Raw genomic sequence first — 16,904 nt, 5'->3', positions numbered from 1 at the left:
GTCAGAAGTTCCGCCGCAGGTCCATGCCGCGGTACAGGCCGGCGACCTGCTCGCCGTAGCCGTTGAACGGCAGCGTCTTGCGCTTGAAGAATTCGCCGATGCGGCGTTCGGTGGCCTGGCTCCAGCGCGGGTGGTCCACCGCCGGATTGACGTTGGAGTAGAAGCCGTACTCGTTCGGCGCCGCCATGCTCCAGCTGGTCGGCGGCTGCTTTTCCTGCAGGTGGATGCGGCTGATCGACTTGATGCTCTTGAAACCGTACTTCCACGGCACCACCAGCCGCACCGGCGCACCGTTCTGGTTCGGCAGCAGCTCGCCGTAGAGGCCGACGGCGAGGATGGTCAGCGGGTGCATCGCCTCGTCGATGCGCAGCCCCTCGCGGTACGGCCAGTCCAGCACCCGCCGCGCCACGCCCGGCATCTCGCCGGGGCGCAGCGCGGTCTCGAACGCCACGTACTTGGCGCGCGAGGTCGGCTGTACCTGTTTCAGCAGATCGGCCAGCGGGAAGCCTATCCACGGGATCACCATGCTCCAGCCCTCGACGCAGCGCAGGCGGTAGATGCGCTCCTGCAGCTTCATCTTCAGCAGGCTGTCGATGTCGAAGCTGCGTGCCTTGGCCACCTCGCCGTCCACCGTCACCGTCCACGGCCGCGTCTTCAGCCGCCGGGCGTACAGCGCCGGCTCGTCCTTGCCAGTGCCGAACTCGTAGTAGTTGTTGTAGCTGGTGATGTCGTCGCGGCTGTTCGGTTTTTCGCTGGTCGACAGCGGGCTTTTCGTCGCCGGCAAGGCGGCGATGGCCGACACCGGCAGCAGCAGCCCGGCGCTGCCGGCCATGAACTGGCGGCGGTTGAGGTAGACCTCCTGCGGGGTGATGTCGGCGGACAGGCGGTCGGTCAGGGTCTTGATGAGCATGGTGGCGATCTCGCGGGGCAACAGGCCTTAGTCGCAGCATTCCGCCTGATCTGACGGCCGCCGGCAAAAACAGTTGCGCGCCGCTGCTTAGCCCGTCAGCCACGGGCGGCCGAGTGCGCTGCCCTGCGGCCCGCCGGCGGCCAGGTTTGCGGCAATCGCCTGCAGTGCCGGCCAGCGCGGGCCGCACCAGTCGGGCGCGATCAGCGTCGGCGCCTGCGCGGTGGCGGACACGCGATGGTAGACCACCTCGGGCGGGGTGTGGCGGATCAGCTCGGCTGCCAGTGCGGCGTAGTGTTCCTGCGTCAGCGGGGCGATCTCGCCGCGGCGGTACTGCGCCGCCATGCGGCTGCCGCGCACGATCATCAGCGGGTGCAGCTTGAGCCCTTCCACGCCGATGTCCAGCACCGTGGCCAAGGTCTGCCGCACATGCTCGTCGCCCTCGCCGGGCAGGCCGGCGATCAGGTGGGTGCAGACCTTCAGCCCGCGTCGATGCGCGCGCTGCACCGCGTCGCGGTAGTCGGCAAGGCCATGGCCGCGCCGGATCAGTACCTGGGTGGCATCGTGCGCGGTCTGCAGGCCCAGCTCCAGCCAGACTTCGTAGCCGCGCTGCTGGTAGCCGGCGAGCAGGTCGAGCGCGGCATCCGGCACACAGTCGGGGCGGGTACCGACACACAGGCCGACGACATCGCGCTGGCTCGCCGCCTCGTCGTACAGCGCCTTGAGCGTGGCCACCTCGGCATAGGTGCTGGTATAGGCCTGGAAGTAGGCCAGATAACGGCGGGCACGGTCGGTCTTGTGTTTTTCGCGATCGATCTGCTCGGCGATGGACAGCGCGGCGCCCTCGCGGCCGAAGCTTTTCACGTTGCAGAAGGTGCAGCCGCCGCGGTCCAGCGTGCCGTCGCGGTTGGGGCAGGTGAAGTCGCCGGCCAGCGACAGCTTGTGCACCTTTTCCCCGAAGCGGGTCTTCAGGTAGTGGCCGAAGGTGTGGAGATGGCGGGTCAGGTCCATGTGCAGCCGGGGCTCGTCAATAGAAAACCGGACAGTGTAGCGTCCTGGCGGCCGATTCGGGCTGAGCAGGATCAAGCTTGTGTCTTAGAACCTGTTCAAGGTCTTACAGCCGGATGCCGGCCAGATTCAGCAGCAGGAACAGCAGCGAGCTGGCCAGCAGCGCGATGGCGAGGCTATTGATGAAGCCGCGGATGGTCTGACGCTGTTCGCGGCTGAACAGCCAGCGGATCAGCAGCAAAGCGGTGACAAACAGCAGGGCAAGCCGGAACAGGCGACCGATCATAGCGAAAAACCGCGAAAATTTGCAGGGAATGATTATTGGCGGCGTTGGCAGGCCTGTGCAAGCGTGCGTCGGCAGGCTAAGCTCTCTCCTTGCTCAGGAGCAGCCTTGAACGGGGACGGGCAGAGCCGAAAAGGCCGCCACACCTGCCCCCGCCGCCGATCACAAGAGGCAGTTATGTCCAATCTTTCGTCATCCGTCGGCATCGTCGCGCCGCAGCACGCGGATTTCGCCACGCCGCTGCCGCTTAGCAGCGGCCATGTGCTGGCGTCGTATCGCCTGACTTTTGAAACCTACGGCACGCTGAATGCCGCGCGCAGCAATGGCATTCTGATCTGCCACGCGCTGTCCGGCCATCACCATGTCGCCGGCCGTTACAGCGCCGACGACAAGGCTGCCGGCTGGTGGGACAACATGGTCGGCCCCGGCAAGCCGATCGACACCAACCGGTTCTTCGTGGTCGGGGTCAACAACCTCGGCGGCTGCCACGGCAGCACCGGCCCGTCCAGCATCGATCCGGATTGCGGCCAACCCTGGGGCTCGCGCTTTCCGGTGGTGACGGTGCCGGACTGGGTCACCGCGCAGGCGCGCCTCGCCGACCGCCTCGGCATCGACCGCTGGGCTGCGGTGATCGGCGGCAGCCTCGGCGGCATGCAGGCGCTGCAGTGGAGCATCGACTACCCGGATCGCATCGCCCACGCGCTGGTGATCGCCTCGGCGCCCAAGCTGTCGGCGCAGAACATCGCCTTCAACGATGTGGCGCGGCAGGCGATCATTACCGATCCCGATTTCCTTGGCGGCGACTTCTACGCCCACGGCACCATCCCGCGCCGCGGCCTGCGCCTGGCGCGGATGCTGGGCCACATCACCTACCTGTCCGATGACGGCATGGGCGAGAAATTCGGCCGCATGCTGCGCTCCGGCGAATACCAGTTCGGCTACGACGTCGAGTTCGAGATCGAGAGCTACCTGCGCTATCAGGGCGACAAGTTCTCCGACTACTTCGACGCCAACACCTATCTGCTGATGACCAAGGCGCTGGACTACTTCGACCCGGCCAAGGACTACGGCGGCGACCTGGTGGCGGCGCTGAAAAAGGCGAGCGCCAGCTTCCTGGTGGCCAGCTTCACCAGCGACTGGCGCTTTTCGCCGGAACGCTCGCGCGAGACGGTGAAGGCGCTGATCGCCGCCGGCAAGCGCGTCTGCTACGGCGAGATCGAGTCGGTGCACGGCCACGACGCCTTCCTGATGACCGACCAACCCTATGTCGACCTGATGCAGGCTTATCTGGATCGGGTAGCGGCGGAGGTGAACGCATGACGACACTGACAACATTGCGCCCCGACCTGCAGTTGATCGCCGACTGGGTGGCCCCGGCCAGCCGCGTGCTGGACCTCGGCTGCGGCGAGGGCGAACTGCTGGCCTGGCTGCAGCAGCACAAGCAGGTCAACGGCTACGGCGTCGATTTCGACGTCAATAACGTGGTCAGCTGCGTGAAGGCCGGCGTCAACGCCATCCAGGGCGACCTCGAAGCCGGCCTCGCCGAGTTCGAGGACCAGCGTTTCGAGCACGTGGTGCTGTCGCAGACCATCCAGGCGATGCAGCACACCGAAGAGATCCTGCTGGAGATGCTCAGGGTTGGCCGCGAGGCGATCGTCACCTTCCCCAACTTCGGCTACTGGCAGAACCGCTGGCAGATCATGCAGGGCCACATGCCGGTGTCCGACGACATGCCCTACCAGTGGTACAACACCCCCAACATCCACTGGTGCATGCTGGGCGACTTCGAGAACCTGTGCGCCAAGAACCACATCCGTGTGCTGGAGCGGGTGGTGATGGCGCACGGCCGGCGGGTGAGCTTCCTGCCCAATCTGCGCGGCAGCCTGGCGTTTTACCGGGTCGGCCGCGGCTGACGCGGTGCTGGCCGGGGCCCGGCCCCGGCGGCTTCAGGGCGCGGGATCCGCGCTCTTTTTATTTTGCAGTGACAGGACGGATTGATGGCTGATTTTCGCAAGAGCGGCGCGTGGCGCATGTTGATGATCGGGGTGCTGGGTTTTGCCAGCGGCCTGCCGCTGGCGCTGTCCGGCACCGCGATGCAGGCGTGGCTGACGGTGGACGGCCTCGACATTGCCACCATCGGCTTTCTCAGCCTGGTCGGGCTGCCGTACACCTTCAAGTTCCTGTGGGCGCCGCTGATGGACCGCTTCGAGCCACCGCTGCTGGGGCGCCGCCGCGGCTGGCTGGTGCTGTCGCAGCTGGGCATTGCCGCCACGCTGGCGCTGATGTCCCGGACCTCGCCGGCGCACGGCATCCAGGCGTTTGCGCTGCTGGCGGTGCTGCTGTCCTTCCTGTCGGCGTCGCAGGACGTGGTGATCGACGCCTACCGCACCGACGTGCTGGCGCCGCAGGAACGTGGCCTCGGCTCCTCGCTGGGGGTGTTCGGCTACCGGCTGGCGATGATCCTGTCCGGCGGCATCGCCATGGTGTGGGCCGATCCGGTCAGCGGCAGCGGCCTGAACTGGAACGGCATCTACCTGCTGATGGCGGGGCTGATGCTGGCGGCGGCGCTGGTGTCGCTGCTGCTGGTACCGGCGGTGCCGGCCGGCAACGTCGCGCCGCACAGCAACGCGCGCAACGACCTGAAAGGCTTTGTCGCGGTGCTGCTGGCGGTGGTGATCGGCTACCAGTTCACCACCCGCGTCGGCGCGCCGCTGGCCGACGCCGTGCTGTCGCCGCTGTTCGGCAGCGCGGCGCCGGCTGCGGCCAACCTTGCGCCGCCGGTCAATCCGGACCAGAAAAAGTGGGTCGACCTGCTGACGCTGCTGATCGGCATGGCGGTGACCATCCCGCTGGCGTGGCGGGCGGCGCGGCGCGCGCGCTTCGAGACGCTGAACCGCTCGCTGGGCAACTATTTCAGCATGGAGGCGGCCGGTGCCTTTCTGGCACTGATCATCCTCTACAAGCTGGGCGACGCCTTTGCCGGCGCGCTGACCACCACCTTTTTGCTGAAGGGCGTCGGGTTTGCCCAGGCCGAGATCGGCGTGGTCAACAAGGTGATCGGCATCTGGCTGACCATCGTCGGCGCGCTGGCCGGCGGCGCGCTGATGATGAAGCTGGGGCTGTTCCGCTCGCTGCTGCTGTTCGGCGTGCTGCAGCTGTTGTCCAACCTCGGTTTCTGGCTGGTGGCGGTGTCGGGCAAGGGCGCCTGGGGCGGCTTCTCGCTGCCGCCGTTCGACTGGGGTCTGGTGGCGCTGCATGAGGCCACCGCCGTCGACAACCTGCTGCTGTTCGCGGTCAGCATCGAGAACCTGACCGCCGGCATGGGCACCGCCGCCTTCGTCGCCTTCCTGATGGCGCTGTGCAACCAGAAATTCACCGCCACCCAGTTCGCGCTGCTGTCGGCGTTTTCCGCCATCGGCCGCGTGTGGGTCGGGCCGATGTCCGGGGTGCTGGCCGAAAGCGTCGGCTGGCCGGTGTTCTTCCTGTTCTCGACGGTGATGGCGCTGCCGGGGCTGCTGATGCTGTGCTATCTGCGCAAGCGCATCCAGGCGCTGGACGTACCGCGCGGCGCGCTGCCGGCGGACGATTGAGTAACCGCAAACCGATTCAAGGAGTCCGAAACATGAAAGGCAAGACCATGGCACTGGCGCTGCTGCTGGCGGCGGGCATGCTGCAGGCGCAAACGGTGGATCAGCGCTTGCTGGCGGCGCAGATGGCGTACCAGAGCGCCGACAGCCGGCTGGAGAGCGCGCGGCGGCAGAAACAGCAGGCGGAGGCGGAGCAAAGGTTGGCCGCACAGCGGCTGGAGCAGGCGCAGCAGCAGCTGGCGCAGGCCAATCTGCAGTTGCAGCAGGCCGACAGCCAGTTGCTGGCGGCGGAGGGTGGCCTGCTGCAGGCGCAGCAGGTATTGAAGGATGCCTGGCAGCAGAAGGAAGCGGCGCAGCAGTAATACTTGCCGCGCCTGCCGTCAGCAGTCGCAGCCGTGAGCGGCGGTGCCGCGCCACAGGGCGCGGCGATATCGCTCAGGCGCCGACGCCGTACTGGGCGCGGTAGGCGCGCACCGCCTCCAGGTTGTCGGCCAGCTCCGGGCTGCCCTCGAGGAAGCCGAGCAGGTCTTGCAGGTTGGCGATCGCCACCACCGGCAGCTTGAAGTCGCGGGCCACTTCCTGCACCGCCGACAGCTCGCCCGTGCCGCGTTCCATGCGGTCCAGCGCGATGGCGACGCCGGCCGGCTCGGCGCCGGCGGCACGGATCAGCTGCACCGACTCGCGCACCGAGGTGCCGGCGGAGATCACGTCGTCGATGATCAGCACCTTGCCCTTGAGCGGGGCGCCGACCAGGCTACCGCCCTCGCCGTGATCCTTGGCTTCCTTGCGGTTGTAGGCGAACGGCACGTTGCGGCCCTGTTCCGCCAGCGCCATCGACGCAGCGGCGGCCAGGATGATGCCCTTGTAGGCCGGCCCGAAGATCATGTCGAACGCTACGCCGCTGCTGCTGATGGATTTTGCATAAAAGCGCGACAGCTGCAGTACGCTGTCGCCGTCATTGAACAGGCCGGCGTTGAAGAAGTACGGCGAGGTGCGTCCGGCTTTGGTGACGAATGCGCCAAAACGCAATACCTGCTTGCTCAGCGCAAAACGAATAAAATCCTGACGGAAATCGCTCATTCCCAGATACCTTTTTGATGATTAACACTTTGACGTGGCTGAAAAATTGCCGGCAAGGATACCACGGGAGACCCCATGCTTCGAATCGTTTCCGCCAACCTCAACGGCATCCGTTCTGCCGACAGGAAGGGTTTCTTCGACTGGCTGGCCGGGCATGACGCCGATTTTGTCTGCGTGCAGGAGCTGAAGGCGCAGGCCGGCGACTTGTCGCCGCGGATGCAGAATCCGGACGGCCTGACCGGCTACTTTCACTACGCCGACAAGAAGGGCTACAGCGGCGTCGGCATCTACACCCGCCAGCAGCCGGATGCGGTCACCATCGGCCTCGGTGTGGACTGGATCGATGCCGAAGGCCGCTATTTGCAGGTCGATCGCGGCAATTTGTCGGTGATCTCGCTGTACCTGCCGTCCGGCTCCAGCAGCGACGAGCGTCAGAACGTGAAATTCCGCTTCCTCGACGTGTTCAAGCCGCACCTCGACCAGCTGCGCGCGCAGGGCCGCGACGTGGTGATCTGCGGCGACTGGAACATCGCCCACCAGGAGATCGACCTCAAGAACTGGAAGGGCAACGTCAAGAACTCCGGCTTCCTGCCGGAGGAACGCGCGTGGATGACGCAGCTGCTCGGCGACGGCTGGTGCGACGTGTGGCGCCGCCTGTATCCGGACGCGCCGGGCTACAGCTGGTGGAGCAACCGCGGCCAGGCCTACGCCAAGGACGTCGGCTGGCGCATCGATTACCACATCGTGACGCCGTCGCTGATGGCGCAGGCGCGCAGCGCCAGCGTCTATAAGGACGAAAAGTTCTCCGACCACGCACCGTTGACGGTGGACTACGACAGGAGTGAGTGATGCCGGACGATGACGACGTGTTCCTGATTACCGTCCCCGGCTGGGGCAACTCCGGCGCCAGCCACTGGCAGAGCTACTGGGAGGTGCTGTATCCGCTGGCACGGCGGGTGGAGCAGGACGACTGGCTGTACCCGACGCGCGACGCCTGGGTGCAAAGGTTGGCCGCAACGGTGGCGGACTGCGACGGCAAGGTGGTGATCGCCGCGCACAGTCTCGGCTGTCACACCACGGTGGAGTGGCTGGGCCAGGCCAGCCTGCTGGAGCAGAAAAAGGTGAAGGGCGTGCTGCTGGTGGCACCGCCGGCGCTGCCGATCACGCCGCAGCGCGCCGCCGCCAGTGGCGAGTTGCCGCCGGGGGCGCCGCTGCCCGACTTTGCCGGCTTTGCCGCGCCGCGCGAACTGCGGCTGCCGGTGCCGGCGCGGCTGGTGGCCAGCCACGACGACCTGTTCTGCGACTGGACCGAGGCGGAGGCGCTGGCGGCGTGCTGGCAGGTGCCGCTGCTCAGCGCCGGCAACAGCGGCCACATGGGCAGCAACAGCGGCCTTGGCGACTGGAAGGCCGGCCAGCGCCTGATCCAGCAGCTGATTCTCGACTGAGTGTGACTGAGCGCGGCCGCGCCTTGCGGCCAACCTTGTAAATAAGAATCCCCGCCGCGGCGGGGATTGTTGTTGTCGGGCTCAGGCGCCGGTGGCCACCGGCCTTGTCGGATCGCTGCACCACTCGCTCCACGAGCCGGCGTACAGCCGCGCGCCGCTGAGGCCGGCGTATTCCAGCGCCAGCTTGTTGTGGCAGGCGGTGACGCCGCTGCCGCAGGACAGGATTACTTGCCCGGCCGGGGTGCCGTCCAGCAGCGCCAGCCATTCGGCGCGCAGCTGTGCGGCCGGCTTGAATAGGCCGTCGCGGTCGAGGTTGTCCATGAAGAAGCGGTTCTTGGCGCCGGGGATGTGGCCGCCGACCGGGTCCAGCGTCTCGTTCTCGCCGGCAAAGCGGTCCGGCGCGCGGGCGTCGACCAGCAGGTACTGCGGCGTGCACAGGTTGGCCGCAATCTCGTCCAGTGTCACCGCGCTTTCCTGCGGTGTGCCCATGCTGAAGCGGGTGGCACTGCGTTCCGGCGTGCCGGTGTCCAGCGCGCCGCCGGCCTGCTGCCACGCCTGGATGCCGCCATCCAGTACCGCGACATTGGCGTGGCCCAGCCAGCGCAGCAGCCACCAGGCGCGGGCGGCGAACATGCCGCCGGCGTCGTCGTAGGCCACTACCTGGGTGTCCGGACCGATGCCCAGCGCACCGAGGTTGACCGCCAGGCGCTGCCCGTCCGGCAGCGGATGACGGCCGTTGCTGCCGTTCCTGGTGCCGGACAGGTGGTAGTCCAGGTGCAGGTAGTGCGCGCCGGGCAGGTGGCCCTCGTCGTAGGCGGCACGGCCGAAGTCGGGGTCGGCAACGGGGCTGGACAGCTTGAAGCGGCAGTCGAGAATGATCAGCTGGTGTTGCGGGATTTGTTGTAATTCGCTGGCGGAAATCAGGGTAGTAAACATCAACGCTCCTCGGTCAGTGGCTGACGGAGCCGCTTCAGAGCCGGTCTGGGTGGCGGGCAAGACCGGCTGGGAAGTGGTTCCTGTTTGAAATCTTAAACGCGGTTCACCTTACCACCCGCCTGCCATGGCGGCAATGCCGCCGCGGCATTCAGCCGGCCTGCAGCGCGTGGCGCAGCTGTGCGGCCAACGTTGGCGTGCTGTGCGCCACGCCGTCGCGCATCGCCGCACCCCACAGCGGATTGGGGAAGTGTTTGTCGTCGGCAAAGCGCGGGATCACGTGCCAGTGCAGGTGCGGCACCATGTTGCCGAAGCTGGCGAGGTTGATCTTGTCCGGGTTCAAGACATCGCGCAGTGCCCGCTCGGTGCGCAGCACCCAGTCCAGCACGTGGGCGCGGTCGGCGGGGGCAAGGTCGGTCATCTCCTTGACGTGTGCGTGCCAGATCACGCGGCAGAACGCCGGGTAGTCGGCATCGGCCACCAGAATCACCCGCAGCTTGTCGTCGCGGTACAGGATGTCGCCACCGTCCTGGTGGCACAGTTCACAGTTCATGGGCTGGTTCCAAGCGTGGCAGGGGGCGGGCGGCCGTCCTGCCTGTGGTTGAGGGAGGGGGTGCCCGATTGTGCCCAAGCCGCGCGCGGCTGTTAAGCGCGGGCGGCGGCCGGTGTCGTCGATGTGCCGCGCCGGCGGCGCAAGGTTGGCCGCAGTGTCAGGTGCGGAAGCCCTGGGTCAGCGTGTCCAGCTGGTCGGAGCGCGCCTCCAGCGAGCGCACCGCGTGCCGGCATTCCGATACCGCGTGGTCGGTCTGTTGCGCCATCTGGCTGATCTGTTCGACATGGCTGGCGATGTTCTGCATCGCCGCCGACTGCTGCTGGGTGGCAGACGAGATGCTGTGCATCCGCGTCATCACGCTGGACAGGCCGCCGTTGATCTGCTCGATCTCGCTGGCGGCGGACTGTGCCAGCGCGACGCCGGATTCGACGCGGGCGATGGCGTCGCCCATGCCATCCAGAGCCTTGCGTGTTTCCTGGTGCATGGAGGTGATCATCTGGCCGATTTCCACCGTCGAGTTGCCGGTGCGCTCGGCCAGCTTGCGCACCTCGTCGGCGACTACCGCGAAGCCGCGCCCCATCTCGCCGGCGCGTGCCGCCTCGATCGCCGCATTCAGTGCCAGCAGGTTGGTCTGGTCGGCGATGTCGTGGATCACGCGGACGATGCCGTTGATGTCATCGGAGCGCCGCCCCAGCACGTCCAGTGTCGATCCCAGTAGCCGGACTGCGCTGGCGATGCCGTGGATCTCGCTGACGGTGTTGCCGACGGTGCCGGCAGCCTTGTCGGCGTTGTTGCTGGCTTCCTGCATCAGCACTTCGGCATCGCGTGCACTGTCGGCGATCTGGCTGACGTTGGCGGTGAGGTGGTTGACCGAGCCGGCGGTGGCGCTGGCGGCCTTGGCCTGCGCGGCCGAGCCGTCGGCGATGGTGTCGGTGATCTGAGCGAGGCCGTGGGTGCCGTGGCGCAGTTCAGTGGCCTCCTGCTTCACCTGGGCGACCATGGGGCGCAGGATGTCCATGAAGCGGTTGAACGCCGACGAGGCCTCGCCCAGCTCGTCGTGGCGGGCGACCGGCAGCCGCCGGCTGAGGTCGCCGCCGCCGCCGGCCAGCTGCCCCATCGCCTCCCTGAGCGTGAGCAGCGGGCGGGTCAGCCAGCTCAGCAGCAGTGCGAGGCCGGCCAGGATGGCGGCGATGGCGATTGCGGCGATCAGCATCGACAGCTTACGGGTGGCATCCACGTCGCGCAGTATGCTGGCCATCGGGATGGTGACGGCCAGCGACCACGGCGCAGCCTCGCCGCTGGCAACCACCGGGGCGAGGAAGTATGCATTGTCGGCGGCGTCGACGAAGTGGTAGGGCTGACCGGCCTTGATTGCCGCCAGTGCTGCGGCGGGCAGCTCGCTGGCGGGCTTGCCGGCGCGCGCCGGGTCCGGGTGGGCAACGTAGTGGCCGGCATTGGACAGCAGCGTCACGTAGCCGTCCGCCATCGGGTGCAGCGGCGCCAGCGCCGCCTGCAGGTCGGCCAGCGCGAAGTCGGCACCGACCACACCGACAAAGCGGCCGTCCACCTTCAGCGGCGCCATCGCCGAGGTCATCAGTACCGGCTTGCCGCCGACCGGGTAGACGTAGGGTTCCATCAGGTAGTCACGGCCGCTCTGCTTGGGGGCGAAGTAGTAGTTGTCGGCGTCGGTCTTCTCGTAATCGACCAGCGGCTCGACCGCCACTTTGTCGCTGCCACGGTTCCAGTACGGGATGTAGCGCCCGGTTTTGTCGTGGGCCGGCTGGTCGACGAATTCGGCGTCGCGGCCGTCCAGCGCGTTGGGCTCCCAGGCGCTGGACAACGCCAGCAGCGTGCGGTTGCGCTCCAGTTCGGTGGCCATAATCGCGTCGTAGGCCTTGCGCTCGGTGACGCCGCTGTGCTTCAGCCCGACGAAGGCGCTGCCGACGCCGTGCACACTGTCGAACGCACTACGGAAAGTGCGCGCGACGTTCTCGGCCTCGGCCCGTGCCAGGTGGGCGGCTGACTGCAGCCCCTGTTCGCGCGCGGCGCTGGCCTGCTGCTGGATGATGATGAACAGGGTGAGGGAAAAACCGACCAGCACGGACAACGCGACAGCGAGCAGGATGCGCGTCCGGATGGACAGGCGGGAAAGGGTGTTCATGATGTCCTCCCATGATATATGGCTATGTTGTGGGGGGAGTCTATCACCGGCCGGCAGGATGAAGGGGGCTGACCGTTCAGGCAGTTGCCGTCACACCCAGTCGCGCACCGGCAGGAAGTCGCTGTACAGCGCCGCCTCCGCGCTGCCGGCCTCCGGCTGGTAGCCGTATTCCCAGCGTACCAGCGGCGGCATCGACATCAGGATGGATTCGGTGCGGCCGCCGCTTTGCAGGCCGAACAGCGTGCCGCGGTCCCACACCAGGTTGAATTCCACGTAACGGCCGCGGCGGTAGAGCTGGAACTGGCGCTCGCGCTCGCCCCACTTTGTCGCCTTGCGGCGTTTGACGATCGGCAGGTAGGCGTCGAGGTAGCCGTTGCCCACCGCCTGCATGAAGGCGAAGCTGGTGTCAAAGTCCGGCTGGTTGAGGTCGTCGAAGAACAGGCCGCCGATGCCGCGCGCCTCGTCGCGGTGCTTGAGATAGAAGTACTCGTCACACCATTGCTTGTATTTCGGGTAGGTGTCGGCGCCGAACGGCGCGCACAGGTCACGCGCCACCGTGTGCCAGTGCACCACGTCGTCGGCGTTGCCGTAATAAGGGGTGAGGTCGAAGCCGCCGCCGAACCACCACACCGGCGCCTCGCCCTCCTTCTCGGCGATGAAGAAGCGCACGTTGGCGTGGCTGGTCGGCACGTAGGGGTTTTCCGGGTGGATCACCAGCGACACGCCCATCGCCTCGAAGCGGCGGCCGGCCAGCTCCGGACGGTGCGCGGTGGCGGAGGCCGGCAGCGCCGGGCCGGTGACGTGCGAGAAATTGACGCCGGCCTGCTCGAACACCGCGCCGCCGCTCAGCACGCGGCTGATGCCACCGCCGCCAAGACCGGTGTCGCCGCGCTGCCAGCTGTCGGCGATGAAGCGGGCGCCACCGTCGGCGCCTTCCAGCCCGGCGCAGATGCGGTTTTGCAAGTCGAGCAGGAAGGCTTTCACTTGGTTGGCGTGGGGGTGGCTCATCGCAATGTCCTGATTGGGTCAACAAGCGCCGATTGTAGCAAAAGCGGCGGCGGTCGCCGCCGTGGTGTGCTCATTGGCCGGGCAGGGCGCGGACAACGAAAAAAAGCCCGCCGGAGCGGCGGGCAAATGCACACGAGGACTAAATGGAGCAGCAGGGAATCAGAAGCGGTAACCCAGGCCGACTTTCAGCGTGCCGACCGGTGCGGTGTCGGTGATGTCTTTGTGGCCGATGTTGCCGATGCCTTCGTACTCGACGCGGGCGGACAGGTTCTTGTCAAAGTTGTAGGCGGCACCGACGCCCAGCCCCATGCCGAAGCTGCTGTCCTTGCTGCTGGCCAGCGCGGGCGAGGCACTGTTGAACTTGCTGCGGATGTGGTTGGCGGACACCTTGCCGTAGACCTCAAGCTGCTGGCTTACCGGGATGATGCCAAGTGCAGCGACACGAAAAGTGTCGTAGTCCAGGCTGCCGGCACCGTTCAGCGCGGTGGCGCCGCCGTGGCGCAGGTAGCTGCCCTCGACCGCAAAGTTGTCGTTGATGCGCTGGCCGATGCCGATCTCGGCCATGCCGGAGGTGGCATCGTCGTCGTTGACCTTGCGGTCGCTGACGCCGGCGCGGTTGGCGGCGCCGTCTTTCAGTGTCCACTGGTTGGCGGAGATGCCGACATTACCGAACACGTAGCTGCCGGTTTCCGCGGCGAAGGCGGTGCTGGCGGCAGCGGCAAACAGGGTAGCGACAAGCAGTTTCTTCATGATGGACTCCGTTTCACGGTGAGTGAGGTTGATGAGTCCATTCTGCGTGCCGCCGCCGCGCAACACTATGGCGCTTGCGTATGCCGACTGTGTGGCAGCGGTGCGTTTATATGACGCTTTGTGACGGCGCCGGCTGCAGCGGCAATGTCAGCCCGAAGCGGGCGCCGCCTTGCGGCGACTGGGCGATCCATGCCTTGCCGCCGTGGTGACGGGCGATCAGGCGCACGAAGGACAGGCCGAGGCCGTAGCCGCCGCTGGCGCGGTCACGCGAGCGATCGAGACGCTGGAACGGGTCGAAGATGCGCTCGCGTTCCTTTTCCGGGATGCCTGGCCCGTCGTCGTCGACGGTAACAACCAGCTGGCCGTGTTCGGCCGCCACCGTCATGGCCACCTGCTGCCGCGCGTACTTGAAGGCGTTCAGCAGCAGGTTGCGGGTGGCGACGTACACCAGGCGGCGGTCGAAGGTGGCCTCGCCGCGCGCGCAGTCCAGCGTCAGCTGCAGCAAGGTTGGCCGCAACGGCTGCACCAGCTCGATCAGGTCTTCGAACCACTCTTCCAGGTCGATGGTGTCGTACTCCAGCGGCACCTCGCCGCGATCGAGCCTGGCGTAGCTGAGGCTGACGTTGATCAGCTCGTCCAGCTCCTGCATGTCGCGCTCCATGCCGTCGCGGTAGCCGCGGCGTTCGTTGTCGGATTCCGCCTCGTCCATCATGGTCAGTCCGAAGCGCAGCCGTGCCACCGGCGTGCGCAGCTCGTGGGCGATGGCGTGTGCCAGCGCCTGCCGCGTCTCCATCTGCGTTTCCAGTTTCTCCGCCATGCTGTTGAGCTGGCGCTGCAGCGGCGAGAACAGCGGGCTGCGCGCCGGCGGCGCCCGCGCGCCGAGATCGCCCTCCGCCAGCCGCAGCGAGGTGTCGCGCAGTGCGGCCAGATCGTGCCAGTGCGGGCGCAGGTTGAGGTAGATCAGCAGCGCCAGCGGCACGCCGAAGAAGGCGAACCACAGCACGAACAGGCCCAGTTCGCTGTGCAGCCAGCCGCCGCCACTGCCCTGGCTGTCCAGCGGGCCGATCACCAGCAGCTGGCTGGTGCCGGGCAGTGGCGCGTACAGGTTCTGCTGGCTGCTGTCGAGCCAGCTCTGGCCGCTGGCCAGCCGTGCGCGCGCCTCTTCGCCGAGGCTGGCCGGCGGCAGCCTGAGCAGCGCCAGCGGATAGGCGAACAGCGGCTGCAGCTCACGCAGGCTGGCGTCACGCCGCGCCGGTGGCTGGCGCAGCAGCTCGCGCTGGATCAGGCGCACGGTGCCGTCCATCTGCTTCTGCAGCCGTTCGCGCTCGCTGTTGGCGGACAGCACGATCAGCAGCAGTACAAAGCCGAGCAGCAGCACGAACTGCAGCAGCATGGTCTGCGCGAAGTAGCGCGCGAACATACGCGCCATGCCCAGCGGCGGTCTCACTCCCAGTCGCTCCGCGAGAACAGGTAGCCCTTGCCGCGCACGGTCTTGATGCGGGTCGGCGTTTCCGGGTTGTCGTCCAGCTTCTTGCGCAGGCGCGAGATGCGGGCGTCGATGGAGCGGTCGAGACCGTCGAAGCCGATGCCGCGCAGCTGGTTCATGATGTCGTCGCGCGACAGGATTTCGCCGGCGTGGCTGGCCAGCAGCCACAGCAGGTCGAATTCGGCGGTGGTCAGCTCCAGCGACTGCGTGTCGAGCACCGCCTCGCGCGTGCTCTGGCAGATGCTGAAGCGGCCGAAGCCGAGCCTGTCCTGGTCGCTGCCGTCGTCACCGTTGTCGCTGCGGCGCAGCAGTGCGCGGATGCGCGCCAGCAGGCGGCGCGGCTCCACCGGCTTGGCCAGATAGTCGTCGGCGCCCAGCTCCAGGCCGAGGATCTCGTCGATCTCCTCGTCGCGGGCAGTCATCATCAGGATGCGCCCCGGATAGCGGTGGCGCACCGCGCGGCAGACTTCGAAGCCGTCCTTGCCGGGCAGCATCACGTCGAGGATCACCAGGTCGGGCATGGTCTCGATGATGCGTTCTGCGGCGCCGTCGCCATGGGCGTGGTGCTGGATGTCGTAGCCGTTCTTGCGCAGGTAGCTGCCGACGAGGTCGGCCAGGCGCTGATCATCCTCGATCAGCAGCAGACGTGGGTTCATGGCAGATCCTTGTGGGGTGACTGGCCGGTTATACCGCAATTCCGCCAGCAGGCAAAACAGCCCGCGACGGGCGGGCTGTGATGTGACGGACGGGCAGCGCTGCGCGCGTTACAGCCAGAAGTCCTGGCGCGCGCGATGTGCTTCCAGCAGGCGCTGGAACACGCCGGGGTCCTTGGTGTAAGTCATCTCGCCGCTGGCCGGCTGGTAGAAATCGAGCAGGCGCGACACCCAGAAGCGCAGCGCTGCGGCGCGCAGCATCACCGGCCACGCGGCGTGTTCTTCCCTGGTCAGCGGCCGCATGCTCCGGTAGCCGGCGATGATGGCGCGCGCAAGTGTTGCGTCGATGTCGCCCTGCGCATCGCGTGCCCAGTCGTTGAGCGCGATGGCGAGGTCGTACAGCAGCACATCGTTGCAGGCGTAATAGAAGTCGATGAAGCCGGCGATCTTGTCGCCGTCCATCAGCACGTTGTCCTTGAACAGGTCGGCGTGGATCACCCCCTGCGGCAGGAAGTCGAAGCGGTGGCTGTCCTGGAACGCGATCTCGCAGCGCAGGCTGGCGGCATCGGCAGCCGGCAGCTGTGCATACAGCGCCGAGGCGGTGCGGCTCCACCAGTCCGGGCCGCGCGGGTTGCGCATGCGGCGCGGAAAGGTGCTGCTGGCCTTGTGCATTTGCGCCAGCATCTCGCCGACGGCATGGCACTGTGCCGCGTTCGGCTGTGCGACATCGTGGCCGGCCAGGCAGCTGACCAGGCAGGCCGGCTTGCCGGCCAGCAACGAGGCGAACTGGTCGTTGTGGTCGGCAATCGGCGCCGGACAGGCAACGCCGTGCCGCGCCAGATGGCTCTTCAGTTCCAGGAAGTAGGGCAGCTCGTCCAGCTGCAGCACCTCGAACAGCGTCAGCACGTAGCGGCCGCGGGTGGTGGTGACAAAGTAGTTGGTATTGGTGATTCCGGCCGCAATGCCTTTCAGCTCGACCAGCTCGCCCAGCGCATAGCGCTGCAGCCACTGTGCCAGCTCTGCGGTCGAGACCGAGGTATAAACCGACAT

At 67.1% G+C, this 16,904-nt stretch carries 18 protein-coding genes; 6 read left to right on the top strand and 12 right to left on the bottom strand.

The features are described from left to right. Position 1: 1 nt before the first annotated feature. The 3 genes from msrP to IE083_RS01365 form a co-directional block, all read right to left on the bottom strand. The gene (gene msrP / locus IE083_RS01375; RefSeq protein WP_189351844.1) at positions 2-910 is read right to left on the bottom strand and encodes a protein-methionine-sulfoxide reductase catalytic subunit MsrP; all 909 of its coding nucleotides are present in this window, start codon (positions 908-910) and stop codon (positions 2-4) included. Positions 911-997: 87 nt separating this feature from the next. Next, the gene (gene mnmL, locus IE083_RS01370; RefSeq protein ID WP_189351843.1) at positions 998-1,918 is read right to left on the bottom strand and encodes a tRNA modification radical SAM protein MnmL/YtqA; all 921 of its coding nucleotides are present in this window, start codon (positions 1,916-1,918) and stop codon (positions 998-1,000) included. Between the two features lie 103 nt (positions 1,919-2,021). Next, positions 2,022-2,201, bottom strand: coding sequence for a protein MIGRI (locus IE083_RS01365; RefSeq protein WP_189351842.1), 180 nt, complete (start codon positions 2,199-2,201; stop codon positions 2,022-2,024). A 174-nt stretch (positions 2,202-2,375) separates the two neighbouring features. On the opposite strand from IE083_RS01365, the gene metX reads away from it, so the two are divergent. The 4 genes from metX to IE083_RS01345 all read left to right on the top strand — a co-directional run bounded on the left by metX (position 2,376) and on the right by IE083_RS01345 (position 6,147). Continuing rightward, a complete protein-coding gene (metX, locus tag IE083_RS01360; protein WP_189351841.1) occupies positions 2,376-3,518 on the top strand; it encodes a homoserine O-succinyltransferase MetX in 1,143 nt (380 codons plus the stop codon). Next, positions 3,515-4,111, top strand: a complete 597-nt coding sequence (metW, locus tag IE083_RS01355) for a methionine biosynthesis protein MetW (protein ID WP_047967935.1) — start codon at positions 3,515-3,517, stop codon at positions 4,109-4,111. Before metX ends, metW begins: the two co-directional genes overlap by 4 nt. A gap of 84 nt (positions 4,112-4,195) precedes the next feature. Beyond that, complete coding sequence (locus tag IE083_RS01350; RefSeq protein WP_189351840.1) at positions 4,196-5,788, top strand: AmpG family muropeptide MFS transporter; 1,593 nt, start codon at positions 4,196-4,198, stop codon at positions 5,786-5,788. Positions 5,789-5,820: 32 nt separating this feature from the next. Then, positions 5,821-6,147, top strand: coding sequence for a hypothetical protein (locus IE083_RS01345; RefSeq protein WP_189351839.1), 327 nt, complete (start codon positions 5,821-5,823; stop codon positions 6,145-6,147). 73 nt (positions 6,148-6,220) lie between these two features. Here the strand turns inward: IE083_RS01345 and pyrE are convergent, their stop codons facing one another. Next, on the bottom strand, positions 6,221-6,865 hold the full coding sequence (gene pyrE, locus IE083_RS01340; RefSeq protein WP_189351838.1) for an orotate phosphoribosyltransferase: 645 nt from the start codon (positions 6,863-6,865) through the stop codon (positions 6,221-6,223). Positions 6,866-6,940: 75 nt separating this feature from the next. On the opposite strand from pyrE, the gene IE083_RS01335 reads away from it, so the two are divergent. Further along, positions 6,941-7,714 (top strand): exodeoxyribonuclease III, encoded by a 774-nt coding sequence (locus IE083_RS01335; protein WP_189351837.1) that lies wholly within the window; start codon positions 6,941-6,943, stop codon positions 7,712-7,714. Beyond that, positions 7,714-8,310: an RBBP9/YdeN family alpha/beta hydrolase gene (locus IE083_RS01330; protein ID WP_189351836.1), complete on the top strand. Its 597-nt coding sequence runs from the start codon at positions 7,714-7,716 to the stop codon at positions 8,308-8,310. Before IE083_RS01335 ends, IE083_RS01330 begins: the two co-directional genes overlap by 1 nt. 81 nt (positions 8,311-8,391) lie before the next feature. Here IE083_RS01330 and IE083_RS01325 read toward each other — a convergent pair whose 3' ends face one another. The 8 genes from IE083_RS01325 to thrB all read right to left on the bottom strand — a co-directional run bounded on the left by IE083_RS01325 (position 8,392) and on the right by thrB (position 16,904). Further along, complete coding sequence (locus IE083_RS01325) at positions 8,392-9,246, bottom strand: sulfurtransferase (RefSeq protein WP_189351835.1); 855 nt, start codon at positions 9,244-9,246, stop codon at positions 8,392-8,394. A 148-nt stretch (positions 9,247-9,394) separates the two neighbouring features. Beyond that, positions 9,395-9,796 (bottom strand): HIT family protein, encoded by a 402-nt coding sequence (locus tag IE083_RS01320; protein ID WP_189351834.1) that lies wholly within the window; start codon positions 9,794-9,796, stop codon positions 9,395-9,397. 157 nt (positions 9,797-9,953) lie between these two features. Further along, a complete protein-coding gene (locus IE083_RS01315) occupies positions 9,954-11,957 on the bottom strand; it encodes a methyl-accepting chemotaxis protein (RefSeq protein WP_189351833.1) in 2,004 nt (667 codons plus the stop codon). Positions 11,958-12,047: 90 nt separating this feature from the next. Next, the gene (gene hemF / locus IE083_RS01310) at positions 12,048-12,965 is read right to left on the bottom strand and encodes an oxygen-dependent coproporphyrinogen oxidase (RefSeq protein ID WP_189351832.1); all 918 of its coding nucleotides are present in this window, start codon (positions 12,963-12,965) and stop codon (positions 12,048-12,050) included. 159 nt (positions 12,966-13,124) lie between these two features. Further along, on the bottom strand, positions 13,125-13,715 hold the full coding sequence (locus tag IE083_RS01305) for a porin family protein (RefSeq protein ID WP_189351831.1): 591 nt from the start codon (positions 13,713-13,715) through the stop codon (positions 13,125-13,127). A gap of 106 nt (positions 13,716-13,821) precedes the next feature. Next, positions 13,822-15,162: an ATP-binding protein gene (locus tag IE083_RS01300; RefSeq protein WP_189351830.1), complete on the bottom strand. Its 1,341-nt coding sequence runs from the start codon at positions 15,160-15,162 to the stop codon at positions 13,822-13,824. Continuing rightward, the gene (locus tag IE083_RS01295; protein WP_189351829.1) at positions 15,159-15,857 is read right to left on the bottom strand and encodes a winged helix-turn-helix domain-containing protein; all 699 of its coding nucleotides are present in this window, start codon (positions 15,855-15,857) and stop codon (positions 15,159-15,161) included. Before IE083_RS01295 ends, IE083_RS01300 begins: the two co-directional genes overlap by 4 nt. 108 nt (positions 15,858-15,965) lie before the next feature. After that, the gene (gene thrB, locus IE083_RS01290; protein ID WP_189351828.1) at positions 15,966-16,904 is read right to left on the bottom strand and encodes a homoserine kinase; all 939 of its coding nucleotides are present in this window, start codon (positions 16,902-16,904) and stop codon (positions 15,966-15,968) included.

This window comes from Vogesella fluminis (assembly GCF_014652335.1).
Classification (GTDB): Bacteria; Pseudomonadota; Gammaproteobacteria; order Burkholderiales; family Chromobacteriaceae; genus Vogesella; species Vogesella fluminis.
This window is presented reverse-complemented; position numbering and strand designations above follow the sequence as displayed.